We start from the raw sequence: 19,605 nt of genomic DNA, 5'->3' as shown, positions 1-19,605 counted from the left end.
AAAATGCTTACTAAATAGTAGTACAATCTTACGGGGAATTTTACTTGTGAAACAAGCCTTTGTACATTTCGTCGAAAAAATTTACGGCTTTACAAATCCAGCCATTATTAAAATCTCGTTAATATGAAATGAGAATCAGTTACAAATCAACCCATTACATTAACCACTTATTTACTAAAATGTTAGGGCCTCGTTGCACCAGATTTTAGTAACGTGTAAAAAGCCGGAGTTCATCGTCCTCTTTTTTACGCACTCATATTTTTTGTTGAATTTCATTTTTAACCCTTTATCCATCGTAATAGCGTATAACTATGGAGACTACGAATCAAAACAAATCATCTAGCGGAATTTGGGGAGCTGCCTTTGCAGTAATGTTGGCCATTTCAGGTGTATTAGGTTTCTTGTTGTTCCAGGAGAAAACGGAAACCGATAAGCAATCGACTGAAATTAGTATCAAGGCCCGGGACTTGGCTATCACGCACAGCCGTCTGGACTCCATCTCTAGAGAATTGGATGCTAAAATTGCTCAAGTACAACAGTTAGGTGGTAACATCGAAGAGTTACAAAAACTTAAAGTGCAACTCGAAGCGGACAAAGCCTCTTTGTTAAAAACCAAGAATGTTTCGATTGCCAAGTATACCAAGAAGATTAAAGAATATGAGGCAATTCTGACCCAAAAAGATGAAGAAATTGCCCGCTTGCAGGAAGAAAATGGTCAGTTAACGAATCAGAACCAACAATTGACCCAGGAAAACACGACGATCCGTACGGACTTGGATAACACCCGTCGTTCGTATAGTGACTCGGTTAGTACGCTTCGTACCAGCAACCAGGAGTTAGCCGATAAAGTAACCATTGGTTCCGCACTTCGGGCTGAGAATGTACGTGTATTGGCCGTTAATAAAAAAGGCAAGACTCGCTCAAATGATGAGAACGAGTACAAAGGCAAACGCGTAGATAAAATTAAAGTAGCCTTTACGCTGGCTCCCAACCCGCTGACGAAAGAGGAATCGAAAGACATTATGATGCGTGTAGTTGATCCCGAAGGTGCTGTATTGTCGGATACCGAAACGGGTTCAGGCATCTTCTCTTTCCAAGGCCGTGACATGCAGTATACCTACAAACAGTCGATTCAATACTCTAACAATCGGCCCGTTGTTGAAATGCTGTATACGCGTGGTCAGCAGTACAAAAAAGGAAAATATAACGTTGAGCTGTACGCCGAAGGATTCAAAATCGGTCAAGGCGAATTCGTAGTAAGATAATTCGATTATCATAGCTGTACAAAAAAATACCGCCCGGGTTTCGGGCGGTATTTTTTTGTATCTCTTACTCGAACCTTAAGCAACTGCGATAACGGCCGGAACCAGCTCCCCCGTTAAGAACGTTGTTACCGCGGCCGCATTAATTCGGCATTCTTCAATCAGCGGATGTAGTGGCTCACTCAGCGAGAGTTCCAGATCAGCAATAGAAGGTTTGGCCATGAAAGCCGCATTCAAGATTAGCTTACGACCGTCCGAATGCGTATAAAGAATTTCAGGACGATAATCAGCTGAAGCCGTTAGCGTATTGTAAAGCTTCTTAGCCAGCTCATAGGACTCGTCCGTAGCCTCGAAGGCAATAGTTTGAACGCTACGTTGGGCAAGACCTGCCGTACGCTGCTCAATGGCTTCATCAAGGCGGGCTAGTTGTTGCCGTAATAGCGTCGTGAATTTACCCGTACGGATGCGTTCACGAATAGAAAAGCGGATAAAATACGTGAGCGAATCGGTGACGTTTAACCCAATTTCGGCCATTTGCTTAAAAATAAACGAACTAGGTGACATCCCTGGCAAGGTATTCGGATCGTGTAGCAATACTTCACCAGCGGGCGTCAGGAAACCATCGATGCGTGTACAAACACCGAAGCCCAACAAGCGGAAGGTTTCTTTTACCATCCGATGTACTTCCTGATTATTTTCCAGACTCGTACGAATGGGCATCCCTTTGCGTACCGTATTGGTCAGGTATTTCGTGGCAAAATCAAAAACCGTATCCTCATCGGCTTTAATTACTTCCGAAGGAGGCAGCGCTAGCGGAGAACCGTCAAAATCCTGAATTACGCCGCAGCTAAACTCCTGTCCGTACACAAAACTTTCGAAGAGTACCGCGTCCTCGGCGTGAATGGAACTTAGTATAACGGTACAGTACTGGGCCGCAAACTGCTCGTCAAGGGCTTTCCATAGATCAGCCGGGTGGGCAATGGTAGTTTCGCCATTGAGCGTGAGCGGAAAGGCGATGCCTTCATCTAGGTTGGTGACGCGTTGTAAGAAAGCTCCCTTCTCTTCATCACTTAAGTAAACCCATTCATCGGGGCGAATTTCCTGTTGAAAGAAGCTTTGCCGTACGCCTTTTTCGAATACTTCCTGGCTGTCTTTACGAATGAAGGACACCCCGATGGACGAACCCTGGTGCGGAGCTTTGCACACGAAAGGAAATCCTACATTCTGTTTAACCTGCTCAAAAAGTACTTCCCGGTCAAATTCATCCCATTCCGATTTACTGAGCGAAAAAAGTCGCTTGTTCAAGCCAACCGTTTGCTGAATGAGTTGATTCTGGGTAATTTTATCAATACCAATACCTGAGCCCATGAGGCCTGAACCGTAATAGGGCATTGCGTACCACTCCAGTAAGCCCTGAATAGCTCCGTCTTCGAGTTGGGGACCATGTACGGCCAGGAAAGCAAAATCAAAATACTGCTTAAATTCCTGAGGCAGTATGCGTTTACCTACCTGACTGATCATATGATCCTCCTGCTCCGGCGTTAATTCCAACGATTCCTCGTATACACGAAACGGATATCCTTCCGTACGAGCGAATGATTGAGGCGGGTAGAAATCCCGGATGGAAGCTGCTTCCATGTACTGTGTTTCGAGCAGGATAAAATTACCCCGACCATCAATAAATACGGGAATGGGCTCGAACAAGTAGCGGTCCAAACCCGTATAGGTTGTCTTTCCACCTAAAAATGAAATCTCCCGTTCGCGAGCCGGGCCACCGAAGAAAATGCCAATTCTAAACAAGGTATTCAGTTTTTAAAGGAACAAAAATGGGATTTGACTTAAGAATCGAAAGTTACGGAGCTCCGTATAGAATGTTACATACTTAGCGGTAGAAATGCGAAAATCACTCCTAAAGGGGTACGAAAAAAGCCTCAGAATTTCTTCTAAGGCTCTTCCTGTTATTTTTCGAGTCTTGCTAGGGATGACGAACCAATAGTTTCTTTGTAATCAATGTTCTTCCTTCCTGAGAAAGCTGATAGAAATAAATATTGTTGGGAAGGTTTGACGTGGTGATGCGTTGCTTGCGTTCACTCCGATCCAACATGATATCGGCCACTTGCATACCGAGCGGACTGTAAATGGTAATTTTCGCATCACCGGCATGGGCCGCTATGGCGTATTCTACGTCTACATGATCGTTAGCCGGGTTCGGATACAAGTTGGAAATCGTGATTTTATCACTGATATACAGCTTTTCCGTGGATGCATTGGTTTCTTCAGAAGCCGGAGTTTCACTAGCTACGACTGCCAGCGGAGCAAGCGGTTGATCCGTTTTAGGGGAGCCCGACGACTTGGGACGATTTCGTAAAAGCGTACGATAATATTCGTTAACGGCCGTCGAACGATTCAATTTTACCTCCCGTGACATTTCGGCTTTGGGATAGAAAAAAGAACTCATTTGTTGGGGAACGACCGCAGATTTTGCCTTTGGTTTGATGTCAAGTCGACTGCGTTTTGGCTCTCCCTGAGCATACGTTTCAAGCGTCACTGCCGAAGACAGGACGATTGAAATGCCGTACAGAAAGAGTAAAAGGTGTTTCATAAATTGTTGTATGAAATGCAATCGCTACTTTTTGCAGGAGCAAATGTAGCCATATACGTTTGATAACCAAGTTTTTAACAAGTATTAACACTAAATAATTTACTTTTGTGAATTACTCAGAGAAAAAGGCATACCAAATGTTTTCTACCCTAGTTTCCCCAAATTTTCTCACTTTTTCAGGGTAGCCGTTGGTTCTATTTTTCTCACCGGAGTGGGCTTCACCTGCTTGACTGGCAAGCGTTTAACCATCTCCCGGGTAGGTCGTTCTTTGGCTCGCCAATTGAAACCATCCAACTCTCGGTTATCGGCGGTGACTTCTTTGGGAGGCCTTAATACACCGTCCGGGCTTCCCACAAAGGCAATGCGTTTCACCTGATTTTCCTTAAAATGAAGCCGCATTCGTGAAGCTTGGACGTAATTCATGCCAATGGGTTTACTGTCTTCTTTTTTGGCGAAGTAAATACTTTCGCCATTCCCCTCTACCAGTGTATTATCAAGCTTCGAATCTGCATTGAAATACGCCGTTATTCGTCGGCCCTTCACCTGATTGTACTGAATCAGTGTATCTCTGGCAATAATAAAGGCCCGCCGATTGAGATACATCGTCCGCATCTTGTTATTTACTAAACGGACAAAAATGCTATCGGCTTCCGACTGATTCTGGCCATTCCATAGGATCGGCTTTTTATAAAAGGAAATCAGTGAATCGGCCAGGTTATAGACCAATGAATCACACTTTGCTTGTAGATCACTCCGGAAAATCAATACGTGCCGATCCGCGATTAACCTTCGAGTCGTGTCTTTAACCCCGCGGATCTCCTGCGAGATCAGCGTATCCGCGGAGAGTAATAACGTATCCCTAGCAAAGAATTTTTGTAATAAAGCTTCGCCGTACACCCGCGAAATGCCCGTTTTCCCAAAGTATCGCCCTACCTGTCCAGTCAGTATGGCACTGTCTTTCTTGGCTACCATGACTACATTTCCCCGAGCAATACCGATTTGGGTGATGGGATCGTAAAATAGCGAATCACCGGTCAGATCATTGTTGGGCATGCGCACCGTTGAACGCCCCCTGAAATTCGAAATCCGCGAATTCAAGTTATACGAACCTGAGGATGTAAAAAGCGTATCGTTGGCTGCTTCCTGCTTCTTCTTTTTTGAAATAATCTGCGTAGGAGCGATAAAATAAGCTTCTTTGGAAAGGGTACTATACCGCAGCGAATCGGCAAACAAATCGGTCTCCGGGCTCTTCACTTTCACATTTTTCTTGAATACTGAAAGCTTGGTAGCCGTATTGTAATAGCCCTCTTTACTGACCAGGGTACTGGTTTTATCCACCAGCGTCCCTCCCGTATTGTAGCTGGCGATTTTCGAATTCATGTCGTAATCGAGCTTACGCGTTTTCAGGGTAGATACCTTATCATTGAGCGTCACGACGCGGCCCGTAATCTTGGCCTGCCGGGTATTGCCAAAGTACATCGCCGTATCACCCGTCAGCGTAAGGCTGTCACCCTGGATGATTTTTACATTCCCGTAGGCTTCGACGACGTTGATAAGGTCATTTTTCTTGGCCAGATGACAGAGCAAGACGACATTCCCCTGCCGCATGCGTACATTTCCCCGCAGAAAGGTATTACCGACCGTCTGGTCTACCCAGAGCGTATCGGAATAATCGACATCTACTACTTTTCCTGCCGGAGCGGGCGTGGGATTCTGAGCCCATCCCCATAGGGGAAGCAGGAGTAGCAACCCTACTATATATCTTTGCCAGTGTTTCATTTGCATGGCAAAATTAACCATTCGCAAGCGTGCTGACCGAATTTTTAGCATTCATTAACGAGCGAAAGTTCTTTTCTCCCCAAGATCGGCTGTTACTGGCCGTCAGCGGAGGACTGGATTCGGTCGTATTAACCCATTTAATTCGAAAAGCTGGCTTTGCGTACGGCATTGCTCACGTTAATTTTCAACTCCGGGAAGCCGAATCCGTTCGGGATGAGCTTTTTGTACAGACACTCGCCCAACAGCAGAACGTTCCGTTTTACCTCCAACGCTTTAATACGCTAACTATCGCTCGTCAGAAAGGTTTATCCACCCAACTAGCCGCTCGCCAGTTACGTTACGAATGGTTCGAACGCCTGCGAACGGAACAGGGTTACACCTATATTCTTACGGCTCATCACCTCAATGATTCACTGGAAACCGTTCTATTAAACTTAGTTCGGGGTACGGGACTTGCGGGGTTTCGTGGTATTCCCGCACAGACGCCTACCCTGATTCGTCCCTTACTGGGCTTCAGCCGGCAGCAACTGGCTGCTTACGCTATTGAACAGGGTTTAACATGGGTCGACGATTCAAGCAATGAGAAAGATACCTACCGTCGCAATCGACTCCGCCATCAGGTGGTTCCGGTACTGCAGGAATTAAATCCCAATTTGCTCGGTACCTTTCGCACGACCCTCGACCGCATGGAAGCCGCCGAGCGATTTATCGCCCAGCAACTGCAATCCTGGCAACAGCACGTGGCTCAAACGCACGAACTCTCCTTTGAATCGCTGGATGCTTTCCCCGAGCCCCTGTTTGTACTGGCTGAAACGCTCAAGGCCTACGATTTTTCCTACCCCCAATGTCAGGCTATTTATCAGAACCGAATGGCTCAGCCCGGCACCCGGTATTTCTCTGCCCGGTATGAGCTAATACTCGATCGGCAACGCTGGCTGCTGGAACTTCGGCAAGCATCGTCTCACGCCGTACAAACCCTTCCGGATGCTCCGGCCATTCGTTATACACCGTTTTTCAGCCTTACGTTGCAACGCCTGGAAAATTTTTCCTGGAAAGCGAACCCACTTGTAGCCTATTTGGATGCAGCGGCACTGATTTTTCCGCTTACCCTGCGAATTTGGCAACCGGGGGACTGGTTCTGTCCCCTGGGTTTGGGCGGCAAACGGCAGAAAGTCAGTGATTTTCTGGTCAATCAGAAAGTGCCCCGTACCGAAAAAGATCGCGTGTACGTACTCGAATCCCAGGGCCAGATTGCCTGGATTGTGGGCTATCGCGTAGATGAACGGTTCAAAATCACCGAAAAAACCCAGACGGCCGTACGGGTAGAAATTAACCCAGAGCAGTCTCTTGCAGAAACTACTTTTTCATAAATGCATTTGTATCTAACCGAAAGCCGATAGTTTTGCTTTCTATCGATTGGAAAGCGATTTCGTCTGACCATCTTTTCCTAAACCTCGTAACCATGCTTCATTCATTCCTTCGCCTCGGAAGTGTAACCCTGCTCCTGGGATTGGCCTTAGCAGCCTGCCAGTCTTCCGAAAAAACGGCTACCACTACCCAAGATTCTACTACTGCTTCCACTATGTCTGCTTCGATTACGAAAGTTGCCTTTGGCACCCTCAACAATCAGCCCGTCGACCTGTATACCCTGACGAATCATCAGGGTATGGTGGTAAAAATCACCAACTACGGCGGTATTATCACCGAAATCCACGTGCCCGATAAAGAAGGTAAGCTCGGTGACATCGTACTGGGCTTTGATTCGCTGGCTGGTTATCGTCAACCGAATGTTCCATACTTTGGAGCGTTGATTGGACGGTACGGCAACCGTATCGCCAAGGGGCAGTTCAATCTGGAAGGAAAAACCTATAAACTGCCCGTCAACAACGGACCAAACTCGCTGCACGGCGGTACGGAAGGCTTTGACAAGAAAGTCTGGACGGCGGAAGAAGTAAAAACGGATTCTACCGTAGGATTAAAGTTAACGCTGGTTAGTCCCGATGGGGATCAGGGTTATCCCGGTACGCTCAATGCGACCGTAACCTATACGCTTAGCGATAACAATGCCCTTCGTCTCGACTATCAGGCCACCACAGATAAACCGACCGTTGTTAACCTGACCAACCACACGTACTTTAACCTGACGGGTGGCACGAGCGATATCCTGGGACACGAAGTACAACTCAAAGCCAGCCGGATTGTCCCCGTAGGTGCCGACCTGATTCCAACGGGTAAGCTCCAGGACGTAAAAGGTACGCCTTTTGACTTTACTACGGCCACTGCCGTGGGCCAACGGATTAACGATACCAAAGATGAACAAATCAAAAACGGCGGTGGCTACGATCATTGCTGGGTGTTCGACGAAGCCGGTACGGGCCTGAAATCGCAGGGAATGGTCTACGAGCCGACTACGGGCCGCACCATTGAACTGCTCACGACCGAGCCCGCCGTTCAATTCTATTCGGGTAATTTCCTGGATGGAAAACTGACGGGCAAAAACAACGTCAACTACAAAAAGCGGTCTGGCCTTTGCCTGGAGACAGAACATTATCCAGATTCGCCTAATCAGGCTACTTTCCCCTCGACGGTACTGAAACCAGGGCAGACGTATACCTCGACGACGGAATACCGTTTCTCGGTTCGTAAATAAGATTGCCTCATTGCTACGACGCGGAGGGTGCTGAAGTATGACGCTTTAGGTACCCTCCGCGTCGTTTTGTTTCGTTTCTTGGAGTGAGTTTTTTAACGGAATCTACGTTTCATTTGCTACACGATCATGAATCTATACGTTCAACTTCCCGTACGGGCCGAAGAAAAAGAGTATTTTCTATCGAAACTGCCTGAATCCATTGACGCGGTTTTTGAAATTGACATTACCGAGGCAACGCGGGCAGAAAACATCAAAAAAGCCGAAATTGTCTTCGGAAATCCGCCGGCTGAACTGCTCGAAGCAGCCGAAAATCTTCGCTGGGTACAGCTTCATTCCGTAGGATTTGATAAGTATCAGAACCTGAAAAGCGAAGCTCAACTCACGAATATGAAGGGTTTTTACGCTCAACCCTGTGCGGAAACTGCCGTGGGTGGCGTACTGGCTTTTTACCGGAAAATGGACTGGCTGGGTATTCTCCGCAGTCGTAATGAATGGGTAGGTCAATCGCTACGCATGGAGATGAGCCTGCTTCGCCGGAAAAAAGTCCTGATCCTGGGGACGGGCAGCATTGCCCAGGCCTGCCGTAAAATTCTCAGTGGCTTTGATTGCGAGATTGCCTTCTTTGGCCGCAGTAATCCGGAAGCCCGTTTTCGTACCCCCGAGGCGATTATCGAAGGCATCGGTGAATTTCAAGTCATCATCAATACGCTACCGGGTACGGAGCAAACGGCCCGTTTTGTTTCGGCAGAAATGATTGCCCATATGCATCCGTCGGCGGTATTCGCCAACGTGGGACGCGGCTCAACGGTGGATGAACCCGCTCTGGTACAGGCACTACTCAACGGTGATATTGCCGGAGCCGTATTGGATGTAACGGAGCAGGAACCCTTACCCAATGACCATCCGCTTTGGGATTGCCCTAATGTGATTCTTTCCCAGCATTCAGGTGGCGGATACGCCGAGGAATTCAAGGATCTAATCGATGTTTTCCTCAGCAATCTACACAAGTTTTTATCCCATGAGCCCCTTGAAAATATCATTGATCCGCAGAAAGGCTATTAGAAAAAGGGTGTGATCTAATGGTTCATTTTTTCGGTGTAATGGGCCACCAAGCCTTCGTTTACAGCCGATTAAGGAAGCATTTTCAAAAAAAATAGTATTTAGTAGTCTGCCGGAGTGACGAAACGTCTGCTTTTTTCGTTACCAAGTCTCTCCACTCTCTTAAAAACCTACGGAAGCCTTGTTAACTCTAACAGGAAAGACGTATCTTTGCGGACTTATGCAGACTATTCGGTATTTAGTTCTTTTTCTGGGCATTACGCTAGTTTTTAGTTCCTGCGGGAATTTTGAAAAACTTCGTAAAAAGGGTACTGACGAACAGAAATACCAGGCCGCCCTGACGTATTACAAAAAAGGCGATTACGATAAAGCCGTACTACTGTTTGAAGAACTCAAGCCCCTTTTGAAAGGCTCCGATCAGCAGGAATTGGCTACGTTCTACGAAGCCTACTGTAACTATCACCTTCAGCAGTACGAAGTGGCTTCGTTTCAGTTCAAGCGTTTCTACGAAACCTTTGGCCGAAGCGAGAATGCCGAAGAAGCGTTATACATGAGTTCGTATGCTTCCTACCGGGCGTCGATGCCGTATTATTTGGATCAGGCCAGTACGCTGACGGCAATGGATGCCATGCAAAGCTTCATTAACACGTATCCGCAGAGTAAATTTGTGGAAGAAGCTTCCAAAATTATTAAAGAATCGCGGAAGAAGCTGGAAAAGAAATCCTACGAACGGGCCAAACTGTACTATAAAACCAGTCCGACCAACTTGCAGAATTATCGCTCGGCGGTGTACGCAGTAAACAACTTCAAGAAGGAATTTCCTGATTCGGATTATAACGAAGAACTGGCGTTTTTACAGGTACAGTCCCAGTACGATTTTGCTCAGAACAGCTTGTACACCAAGCAAAAAGAGCGTTACGACGACGTAGTAAAGTACTATCAGGAGTTTGTGGATACGTATCCCAACAGCAAGCTTCTGAAAAAAGCGGAACGTTTCTACGAAGTTTCCGTTAAAAAATCGGCTGATCTGGCCGAACAGGAGCGTTTGGCAAAAGCCGCTCAGAAAGACAAAGAGAAAAACAACCAACCGGCCAACACGGGACGTTTAGGCAGTGGTAGCTCTTCGAATTAATTCCATTACGTAACCATTAAATTAGTAAAGATATGCCCGCGAATCCTTCTATCGTTACTCGCGACACGGACAAACTGGCCGCTAAAACCAACGGCAATATTTACGAGGCAGTAGCCATCATGGCGTCTCGTGCGAAACAATTGTCTGTGAAGCAAAAGGAAGAACTCAATCAAAAGCTTTCTGAATTTGCTTCTACGGTGGATAACCTCGAAGAAATCTTCGAGAACCGCGAACAGATCGAAATTTCCAAACATTACGAGCGTCAGCCCAAGCCCGCTTCTCTGGCTATTGAAGAGTACATTGAAGAACGCGTAAACTGGCGTTACCGGAGTGAATTACCGAGCGAAGACTAATCTTCTTGGCTTTGGGAAAACCTCCGTGCTTGTCTAAGTGCGGAGGTTTTTTATTAGTAGACTTTTTAGCTTATGCTGACGGGAAAACGAATTTTACTGGGCGTCACGGGCAGTATTGCCGCTTACAAAACAGCTTCCTTCGTACGCTTACTGATCAAAGCGGGTGCGGAAGTACAGGTAGTGATGACCCAGGCAGCTCAGGACTTTATTACGCCGCTCACGCTGAGCACGCTTTCCAAACGACCGGTATATACGACGTTTGTAGCGAACGATACGACGGGGGTCTGGAATAATCACGTGGAACTGGGCCTTTGGGCTGATCTCCTGATCATTGCTCCGGCAACGGCCCATACGCTGGCCAAAGCGGCTCAGGGACACTGCGACGACTTATTGATGGCGGTGTACCTGTCGGCCCGCTGCCCGGTGTATTGGGCTCCGGCGATGGATCTGGATATGTACCATCATCCAGCTACGCGGGAAAACCTGAACCGACTTCAGCAGTTTGGCAACACTATTGTTCAGGCAGGCTACGGCGAACTCGCCAGTGGTTTGATCGGCGAAGGACGGATGGCCGAGCCCGAAGAACTGGTAGCTGTAGTGGAAAACCATTTTGTTCAAACGCCCTGGAAAAATAAGAAAGTGCTCATTACGGCAGGCCCAACGCAGGAGGCCATCGACCCCGTACGCTTTATTTCCAATCATTCATCCGGGAAAATGGGCTACGCACTGGCTAGGCAGCTGGCCGCTCAGGGAGCCCAGGTAACGCTGGTCAGCGGCCCCACGGCTCTGGCTTCGCCGCATCCTTCCGTGACGCTGCGTCAGGTACGCTCGGCCCAGGAAATGTACGAAGCCTGTCAGGAAGTCTTTGCTCAACAGGAAGTAACGATACTGGCGGCAGCCGTAGCGGACTATACCCCAACGGTAGTAGCAGAACAAAAAATCAAAAAAACGGAAGCAAGCTTTACCATTGAACTGCGTAAAACCGTTGATATTGCAGCTACCCTGGGGCAACAAAAGCGTTCGCATCAGTTGCTCGTTGGCTTTGCTCTCGAAACGACGAATGAAGTGGCGAATGCCCGGGAAAAATTAACCCGTAAGAATTTTGACTTAATCGTCCTAAATTCGTTAAACCATACGGGTGCCGGCTTTGGTTATGATACCAATCAGATCACAGTCATTGATCGTAACCAGCAACTGACGGAATATCCATTAAAAAGTAAGGCGGAAGTGGCCAATGATATTTTAAAGGCCATTGCCGCGTATTTGTAAGCATCCATCCCCGTGTTCTTTATGAAATATTTGCTTTCCATTCTCTGTACGCTGGCCATGCTGGGTGCGGCCTCCGCTCAGGAACTGGCCTGTAACATTACGCTACGAACGGACCAGGTACGGGTAAACCAGCAAGCCAACAACGCTCAGCAGATTTACGGCGAACTGCAGCGGGCCATGACGGACTTTGTGAACGGCCGCCGCTGGACGAATGATCAGTTTCGGCAAGAAGAAAAAATTCACCTGGATATTTCCATCAATCTTCAGAAGGCTACGGCCCAGGGTGATTACGAAGGACAAGCCATTATTCAGGTGAACCGCCCCATTTTTGGTACTAACTATGAAAGTGTACTGCTTCGGTACGTGGATCGGGCGTTTTCCTTTAAATACCTGCCCGAAAATCCGCTGAATTTTAATGATAACGTTTTCTCGGATAACCTTACGTCCATGTTAGCTTATTACAGCTACATTGCGCTGGCTCTGGACTACGATTCATTCGGTAAACGCGGTGGTGAAGCCTGGATTCAGCGGGCCTATAATGTAGCCAATCTGGCTTCCAATGGTGGTTTTTCCGGCTGGGATCAGCGGGGTGATCAGCGAAGTCGGTACTGGTTAGTAGAAAATCTCCAGAATCAGCAGATGATTCCCTTTCGGGAAGGGTTGTACACGTACCACCGGCTTTCCATGGATGCATTCAGCGATCAACCCGATCAGGCCCGGAAGAACATTCTCGGCGTCCTTAATGACATCCGGCAGGTCATCCAGCTAAAACCTACTTCTATTTTGATTAACAGTTTTTTTGACGCCAAATCCGAAGAAATCGTTCAGGTATTTTCTCAGGGTACGGCGGCCGAAAAAACGCAGGCGTTTCAGGTCTTATCCCAACTCGATCCCACCAAAACGGATTCGTATCGAAGACTTACCAAGTAAGAATTCTTCGTTCTTCTCCTCTATGATTACGCTTCGCCAGGCTACTACGGAAGACAGAGATTGGGCTTATTTCGTCAAGAAGAAAGCCCTAGGATTGTATGTGGTAGAAACCTGGGGAGCTTGGTACGAGCGGATTCAATGGGAGTTTTTTGAACAGACCTACCAGCAGTCGCTTACGCAGATCATTTGTCAGGACCAAACGCCCGTGGGCACGCTCCGGGTAGAGCGGCGGACGGATGAAATTTTTCTGTCGGAACTGTATTTATTACCTACCTTTCAGAATCAGGGAATTGGTTCGGTTTTATTGGAACAATTAAAGGCTGAAGCCCGGCAACGAGCTTTACCTTTGCAGCTAACCGTCCTGCAGGTTAATGAATCCGCCCGCCGCTTTTACGAACGACACGGGTTGGTATGTACCGCAGAAATTAAACACCATTACGTAATGACTTACCATGGGTAAACGACTAGTCAGACTACCAGCCACCGACCCCGCCCTACCCGGACTTACGGGCAAACACCTTAACGTAGTTTTACGCAATGGCGTTACGTATGCGGGACGACTGTTGGGCCAGGAAAACCAGGAATTGATTCTGGAAGACGGTCTGTTACGCGAACGCCGCTACCCCGTGCGGGACATTGAGGAAATTGTGTACGATAAGACTACCGCTTTTTAGTATTTAACAGCCCACCATCCTTTTGTACCTTTGAAGTTCGAAGGTGATCCTCTTTTGACTCATGCTTTCAAATCTGCTCATACAGAATTATGCTCTGATTGAATCGCTCGAGCTTTCGCCCAATGGCGGACTCAACATCATTACGGGTGAAACAGGAGCGGGTAAATCCATTTTGCTGGGAGCCATTGGTTTATTACGTGGCAACCGTGCTGATACCAAAGTACTCTGGGACCCTTCCAAAAAGTGCATTATTGAGGGGCAATTCGATATTTCGGGCTACTTTATTCAAACTCTTTTCGAAGAAGAGGAAATCGATTACGATACCACGTGTATCATTCGCCGGGAAATTAGTCCTTCGGGAAAATCGCGGGCATTTGTCAATGATACGCCCGTCAATCTGGAAACCTTACGCCGGGTTGGTTCCGAGCTGATGGACGTGCATTCCCAGCACGATTCCGTCCTGCTGGGTTCACAGGAATACCAGCTTCAGATTGTCGACACGTACGCCCAGAATACGGCCATTCTGGATCGGTATAAAGAACATTTTCGGGAATTCCGTAAAAAACAGGAAGCCTATGACCGCCTGCAGGCGGAGGCTAAGGAAATCCGTAAAGAGTTTGACTACAATTCTTTTCTGCTCGACGAACTCAGTAAAGGACGCTTTCAAGCCAACGAGCAAACCGAACTGGAACGCGAACTGACGACGTTGGAAAACGCCGAAGAAATCAAGCAACGACTGGCGGCTGCCGTCGGTTACCTCAATGATCCGGAACAAAGTATTCTTGGCTGGATGCAGAGTGTGGTTGGGAACCTGGGAGCGATTAGTACCTATGGAACCGAATACGCCCAGCTTCGCGACCGGGTACAGAGTTGTTTAATTGAACTGAAAGACGTGGTAGCTGACCTGGAGTCAGAAGAAGAATCCGTGGAGCTTGACGACGAGAAAATTGCCGTCGTGCAGGAACGCCTGAGTCTGCTCTACAATCTTCAGAAAAAGCATAACGTTACTACGATTGCCGACTTGCTGCAAATTCAGGCCAGCCTGGAACAGAAAGTAGCCAAAGTGCTCAATCTGGATGAGGATCTGGCGGCGGCTCAAACCGCGGCTCATCAGGCCTGGGAGCAACTGGAACACACGGCCCGGGAACTTTCCGATTCCCGCAAAGTCGTACTCAATGAAATTGATGATTTAGTTACGGGTTTACTGGCGGATCTGGGTATTCCCAATGGCCGCCTCGTCGTGGATCATCAACTGGGCAAGCCCGGCAGTCAGGGAATTGATACCGTTAGTTTCCTCTTTTCGGCCAACAAAGGCATGCAACCCCGGCAGTTGCGGGAAGTGGCTTCGGGCGGTGAGTTTAGCCGTCTGATGCTAGCCGTCAAGTACATTCTGGCCAACAAGCGTTCCCTGCCTACGATTATTTTTGATGAAATCGATACGGGTATTTCCGGTGAAATTGCCATCAAAGTCGGAAACATGATGCTGGATATGGCCCATGGTCACCAGCTCATTGCCATCACCCACCTGCACCAGATTGCGGCCAAGGGCAATGCCCACTATTTCGTCTACAAAGATCATTCGGCGGATCGTACGGTTTCGCGGATTCGTCAGCTTAGTACGGAAGAACGCGTACAGGAAATTGCTCAGATGATCGGCGGGGCAAAACCATCCAAAGCCATCGTGGATAACGCTCGTGAGCTGCTGTCCCAAAATATGACTCAGCGAACCAATTATAAACTTGATTTGTAGGGAAAGAGCGAGCACCCAGTGGATAAGCTCGCTCTTTTCGTTTTATTTTTCCCCAACTACAGGCGTATGAAAAAATATCTTTTCCTGGCCCTGGGCGTATCTCTAGCGGCCTGCCAAAATCCCCCCAGCGAAGATTTAAGCAAGTTTCAGAAAGAAGTAGAAGGCATGCATGATAAAATCATGGGTCCGTACATGCAGATTGAAGACCTTCGCGAAGCCATTCGTCAACAGGTGGCCAAGGATACTACCACGCGTGCCCAAGGCGACAGTTTGATTCTGGCCCTGACCAAGGCCGAAGAAGGCATGAACGACTGGATGGCCAACTACAACGGAGATACCTTACTGGATTTATCCGCTGATCAGGGCCGGGTTTATCTGGAGGCGGAAAAAAAGAAAGTCACGGCCGTTGAAGAACAAACCAACAGCAGCGTAGCCGCCGCCAAAGCGTTTTTGAAAAAGTAGGTTCTTTTCACCTAGAACCGGTTCCCAGGTTTTTCTTATGAAAATGTATTCCGTTGCCTGCCTGATGCTGGCCATCACTTTAGTACTAGCCTGTCAGTCAGAATCGTCGCGTCTACCCATTTTAGGGCCTCGCAATGGCGTGCAAACCCGCGTAGTCGAGGGTAAAACCATAACCGATACGGTATACCATCAGATTCCTGATTTTGCTTTTGCCAGTCAGTACGGGGATACGGTTACCGCAAAGAATTTTACGGGTAAGATTTACATCGCCGATTTCTTCTTTACCACCTGCCCCACCATTTGTCCGAAAATGACGATGGAAATGCGAAAGCTGTATCAGAAATTTAAAGAGGATCCCCAGGTCATGTTTCTCTCCCACTCCATCGATCCTAAACGGGACAGCGTCGGACGTTTGAGAGAGTACGCGACGGATCTGGGTGTGTACGGACAAAAACAATGGTACTTTGTGACGGGCGACCGCAAGGAAATTTTTGACATCGGACAAAACGCCTATTTTGTATCGGCTAAAGAAGATTCCGATGAACCCGGTGGATTACTCCACAGCGGTGCCTTCATCGTCGTCGATCCGCAGCGACGCATTCGGGGTATTTACGATGGTACCAAAGATGAAGTGGTCGGCGAAGTATCCGAAGCGATTGAATTACTCAAAAAAGAAAACTAACGTTCATTCCCTCATGTCTTCACGTCAGAATATTCTCTCGGGTTCACCCTGGGAAGATCGGGTCGGTTACTGCCGGGCCGTACGAATCGGCAATCTCATTGAAGTCGCCGGTACAGTTGCCATTGTCGATGGTGAAACCGTACGGGCCGACGATGCGTACGCTCAAACCAAAAATATCATTGAGCGTATTGCGAAGGTTCTGGAAGAAGCCGGAGCCAGTCTGAGCGACGTCGTACGTACCCGCATGTTTACGACTGATATCAGCAAATTCGACGACATTGGGCGGGCTCACGGTGAGTTTTTCCGAGATATTAAACCGGTAACGGCCATGTACGAAATTCGGAAACTGGTCGCTCAGGAGTATCTGATTGAAATTGAATTTACGGCAGTAGTAGCATAACATTTCTACAAAAAAAGGCTGACTCTGAGGTCAGCCTTTTTTTTATGCTCTATACCGTTTAGACTTATGCTTTGTGTTCGTCACGCAACAGATCGTTTACCGTTTTCACCGGATTGAAGGTGATCAGGGGTACTTCTACGAACAGCGTATTCCAATCGGCCATGGAACCGTTCCAAAGTCCGGGTAATTCCTGAGCTTTCAGGTCTTTGCCATCTTTGGATTTCTGCGTAATAAAGCCCGTTTGCGGATCGCGGTACTTCAACAGATCAAAGGCTTTTCCCGTGTAATCGGTCCAGGAGCAGACCAAATCTACCGGATTAAAGTGCGTCGCTTTCAGGAATTTATTCTTCTGTTCCTCATCATCCATGTCTACCTGAGCGGACTCTACCACTTGCAGTTGGCTAGTACCATCGGAGCTTTTGGCCCAGAAAGGTCCACCGCCCGGCTCGCCTACGTTCTGTACCATGCCGCAAACCCGGATGGGTCGGTTCAGTTTAGTACGGAAATACGCTACTACTTTTTCAACGGACCATTCGTAGAAACCTTCTACCGGCTCTACGCACAGGACGCGGCGTAAGAACTCATCGATTTCCGCCATTAACGCCTGACTCGTGTCTCCACTGTCGAGTCGGTTTAAATAACCGAAAATGCGTTCCCGCGTTTGCAGTAACGTCCCGGCGATGGCCCTTTTGTAAATCGTGGTTGTATTTTTAAGGCGATCCGGTACAACGTTATCAATGTTCTTGATAAATACCAGATCCGCTTCTACGTCATTGAGGTTAGCCAGCAAGGCACCGTGACCCGCCGGACGGAACAACAGGCCGCCATTCTTATCGACAAAAGGCGTATTGTCCAGATTAACCGCAATGGTATCGGTAGAGGCTTTTTGTTCTGAAAAATCAATAACAAAATTCAGGTTGTGCCGCTCGGCGTATTCGGGAGCTTTCTCCGAGATCAGTTCCTTGAATTTGGCCTTATGCTCGGGCGATACCGTGAAATGAATGGCTACTTCGCCTTTGGAACGAGCGTAGCTTGCTCCTTCGACCAGGTGTTCTTCCACCGGGGTACGATTTTCTTCGGCGTAGCGGTGAAATTTCAACAATCCTTTGGGCAATGAACCATAATCCAGACCTTTGCCCGTGAGGAAGTATTCCGCAATGGTTTGCTGATCCGCCGTTTCGATGTCAAGACCGTCTTTGGCTAGCGCTGCTTTCAAGTCGTCATAGAAAGCAAACGCCGGTAACCGCTCAAAAAACTGATCGACTGACTTATCCGATTTTCCGCCCTCCAGGAATCCAAACAAGGATTTGAACATCCGTGTGGCAGCTCCTGAAGCGGGTACAAATTTGACAATCCGTAAGGTAGGTACGTAAGTTTCGTAGGTATCCAGAGCGGCCTGGATTTGCTCGTCCGATAATTGCAGAATGCCGTCTTTAGGGGTAGCGGCACGGGTTAGATTCATCCAGGGGAATCCATTGACGAAGTATTGAATCTGGCTTTCAACCGTTTGGACTTCAATACCTTTGGCTTCAATTTGCTCTAAATCTTTGGTAGAAAACATGATTACTTAGGAAACGTTGAGGCTGAAAAATAAGACGGTGATTAGAAACAGCTAGGAATTATTCTGGTTAAAAATAGACACTTAAGTACACGAATTAACTGTAAATAATGGTTAAAGTTTTTGAAAAATACCCCAAGGCTATGACTTCTTATCGATTGATTATTTTTTTAGGCTTACTCGTCGGTTTTACCGCTTGTGATCAGCTGTTTCCGGGGCCTTCGGAAAACACTTCTTTCGGCTCAGCGGTGAGTCGGGGGGTGCTCAATAATGCTGATATATACGAAGCTTCGGGCCTTGCGGTCAGTCGGCACCAGCCCAATTTTATCTGGACGCACAACGATTCCGGTGACCCCAACCGCATTTTTCTACTGGATGCGACCAATGCCCAGTGGAAAGCCACCGTCACGGTAGAAAATGCCACCAATCTCGACTGGGAAGATATGGCCGCGGCCGTTCGGGATGGAGTCCCCACGCTCTATGTAGGCGATACGGGCGATAACCTCAACCAGTATTCCACCCATGCCATTTACCGTTTCCCGGAGCCAAATCCGGCAACATTGTCGGGAAACGTTTCCGTATCCAACGTTGAACGCATTACCTATCGCTATCCCGATGGTCAGTGGGACGCGGAAGCCCTGATGGTGGATCCTCAAACGCTGGATATTTACATCATCTCCAAGGTTTCTTCGGGTACTCACTTGTACCGTCTGCCTTACCCGCAATCAACCACGGAAGTGATTACGGCGGAAACCGTCGCCAGCCTTTCCCAAAGTACCATTACCGCCGCTGATATTTCGCCCGATGGTCAGGAAATCCTTATGAAAGATTATCTCACCGTGTACTATTGGAAACGAAACGCGGGTGAAAGTATCGCTCAAACCATGCAGCGTTCGGCCCGGGTGATGCCCTATTTTCCCGAACCCCAGGGCGAAGCAATCGCTTTTGCTACGGACCGCTCCGGCTACTATACCCTGAGTGAAGATCGGAATAATATTCGGGCTCATTTGTACTTTTATCCCCGCAAATAAAAACGCTCTTCT

General features: G+C 47.9%; 19 protein-coding genes. 15 read left to right on the top strand and 4 right to left on the bottom strand.

From position 1 onward, the window contains the following. Positions 1–311 precede the first annotated feature (311 nt). On the top strand, positions 312–1,265 hold the full coding sequence (locus C5O19_RS17805; RefSeq protein ID WP_094814999.1) for a hypothetical protein: 954 nt from the start codon (positions 312–314) through the stop codon (positions 1,263–1,265). A 75-nt stretch (positions 1,266–1,340) separates the two neighbouring features. Here the strand turns inward: C5O19_RS17805 and C5O19_RS17800 are convergent, their stop codons facing one another. The 3 genes from C5O19_RS17800 to C5O19_RS17790 all read right to left on the bottom strand — a co-directional run bounded on the left by C5O19_RS17800 (position 1,341) and on the right by C5O19_RS17790 (position 5,643). Next, a complete protein-coding gene (locus C5O19_RS17800) occupies positions 1,341–3,062 on the bottom strand; it encodes a D-alanine--D-alanine ligase family protein (RefSeq protein ID WP_104714745.1) in 1,722 nt (573 codons plus the stop codon). 175 nt (positions 3,063–3,237) lie between these two features. After that, positions 3,238–3,864 (bottom strand): T9SS type A sorting domain-containing protein, encoded by a 627-nt coding sequence (locus C5O19_RS17795; RefSeq protein WP_104714744.1) that lies wholly within the window; start codon positions 3,862–3,864, stop codon positions 3,238–3,240. 168 nt (positions 3,865–4,032) lie between these two features. Then, on the bottom strand, positions 4,033–5,643 hold the full coding sequence (locus tag C5O19_RS17790; protein WP_165796053.1) for an OstA-like protein: 1,611 nt from the start codon (positions 5,641–5,643) through the stop codon (positions 4,033–4,035). Between the two features lie 29 nt (positions 5,644–5,672). On the opposite strand from C5O19_RS17790, the gene tilS reads away from it, so the two are divergent. The 13 genes from tilS (at position 5,673) to C5O19_RS17725 (ending at position 17,004) form a co-directional block, all read left to right on the top strand. Next, complete coding sequence (gene tilS, locus C5O19_RS17785; RefSeq protein WP_104714743.1) at positions 5,673–7,013, top strand: tRNA lysidine(34) synthetase TilS; 1,341 nt, start codon at positions 5,673–5,675, stop codon at positions 7,011–7,013. A 92-nt stretch (positions 7,014–7,105) separates the two neighbouring features. Continuing rightward, positions 7,106–8,293, top strand: coding sequence for an aldose epimerase family protein (locus tag C5O19_RS17780; protein ID WP_104714742.1), 1,188 nt, complete (start codon positions 7,106–7,108; stop codon positions 8,291–8,293). Positions 8,294–8,419: 126 nt separating this feature from the next. Then, the gene (locus C5O19_RS17775) at positions 8,420–9,355 is read left to right on the top strand and encodes a D-2-hydroxyacid dehydrogenase (RefSeq protein ID WP_104714741.1); all 936 of its coding nucleotides are present in this window, start codon (positions 8,420–8,422) and stop codon (positions 9,353–9,355) included. A 178-nt stretch (positions 9,356–9,533) separates the two neighbouring features. Next, on the top strand, positions 9,534–10,484 hold the full coding sequence (locus C5O19_RS17770; RefSeq protein WP_317046507.1) for an outer membrane protein assembly factor BamD: 951 nt from the start codon (positions 9,534–9,536) through the stop codon (positions 10,482–10,484). Positions 10,485–10,516: 32 nt separating this feature from the next. Next, entirely contained in the window at positions 10,517–10,837 is a 321-nt protein-coding gene (locus C5O19_RS17765; RefSeq protein ID WP_094815014.1) for a DNA-directed RNA polymerase subunit omega, read from the top strand. A 72-nt stretch (positions 10,838–10,909) separates the two neighbouring features. After that, positions 10,910–12,106, top strand: coding sequence for a bifunctional phosphopantothenoylcysteine decarboxylase/phosphopantothenate--cysteine ligase CoaBC (coaBC, locus tag C5O19_RS17760; RefSeq protein WP_104714739.1), 1,197 nt, complete (start codon positions 10,910–10,912; stop codon positions 12,104–12,106). Positions 12,107–12,127: 21 nt separating this feature from the next. Beyond that, entirely contained in the window at positions 12,128–13,036 is a 909-nt protein-coding gene (porD, locus tag C5O19_RS17755; protein ID WP_243406436.1) for a type IX secretion system protein PorD, read from the top strand. Positions 13,037–13,058: 22 nt separating this feature from the next. Beyond that, positions 13,059–13,496, top strand: coding sequence for a GNAT family N-acetyltransferase (locus C5O19_RS17750; RefSeq protein WP_104714738.1), 438 nt, complete (start codon positions 13,059–13,061; stop codon positions 13,494–13,496). Beyond that, a complete protein-coding gene (locus tag C5O19_RS17745; RefSeq protein ID WP_104714737.1) occupies positions 13,489–13,710 on the top strand; it encodes a hypothetical protein in 222 nt (73 codons plus the stop codon). The genes C5O19_RS17750 and C5O19_RS17745 overlap by 8 nt, the downstream gene beginning before the upstream one ends. A gap of 61 nt (positions 13,711–13,771) precedes the next feature. Beyond that, positions 13,772–15,460, top strand: a complete 1,689-nt coding sequence (recN, locus tag C5O19_RS17740) for a DNA repair protein RecN (protein ID WP_104714736.1) — start codon at positions 13,772–13,774, stop codon at positions 15,458–15,460. A gap of 66 nt (positions 15,461–15,526) precedes the next feature. Then, positions 15,527–15,922 (top strand): hypothetical protein, encoded by a 396-nt coding sequence (locus C5O19_RS17735; RefSeq protein WP_104714735.1) that lies wholly within the window; start codon positions 15,527–15,529, stop codon positions 15,920–15,922. A 37-nt stretch (positions 15,923–15,959) separates the two neighbouring features. Next, a complete protein-coding gene (locus tag C5O19_RS17730; RefSeq protein ID WP_317046506.1) occupies positions 15,960–16,604 on the top strand; it encodes an SCO family protein in 645 nt (214 codons plus the stop codon). A gap of 13 nt (positions 16,605–16,617) precedes the next feature. Continuing rightward, positions 16,618–17,004 carry a RidA family protein gene (locus tag C5O19_RS17725; protein ID WP_104714734.1) on the top strand — a complete coding sequence of 129 codons (387 nt, stop codon included), beginning with the start codon at positions 16,618–16,620 and terminating at the stop codon, positions 17,002–17,004. Positions 17,005–17,068: 64 nt separating this feature from the next. On the opposite strand, the gene C5O19_RS17720 is transcribed toward C5O19_RS17725, so the two are convergent. Then, positions 17,069–18,565 (bottom strand): DUF4301 family protein, encoded by a 1,497-nt coding sequence (locus tag C5O19_RS17720; protein ID WP_104714733.1) that lies wholly within the window; start codon positions 18,563–18,565, stop codon positions 17,069–17,071. 140 nt (positions 18,566–18,705) lie between these two features. Between C5O19_RS17720 and C5O19_RS17715 the strand changes: the two genes are divergently transcribed. Further along, positions 18,706–19,593 carry a PE-PGRS family protein gene (locus tag C5O19_RS17715; RefSeq protein ID WP_133163387.1) on the top strand — a complete coding sequence of 296 codons (888 nt, stop codon included), beginning with the start codon at positions 18,706–18,708 and terminating at the stop codon, positions 19,591–19,593. Positions 19,594–19,605: the final 12 nt, after the last annotated feature.

Origin of the sequence: Siphonobacter curvatus, assembly GCF_002943425.1 — a bacterium.
GTDB lineage: Bacteria > Bacteroidota > Bacteroidia > Cytophagales > Spirosomataceae > Siphonobacter > Siphonobacter curvatus.
The sequence above is the reverse complement of the archived record's forward strand: the minus strand, read 5'-3'. Positions and strand labels throughout refer to the sequence as shown.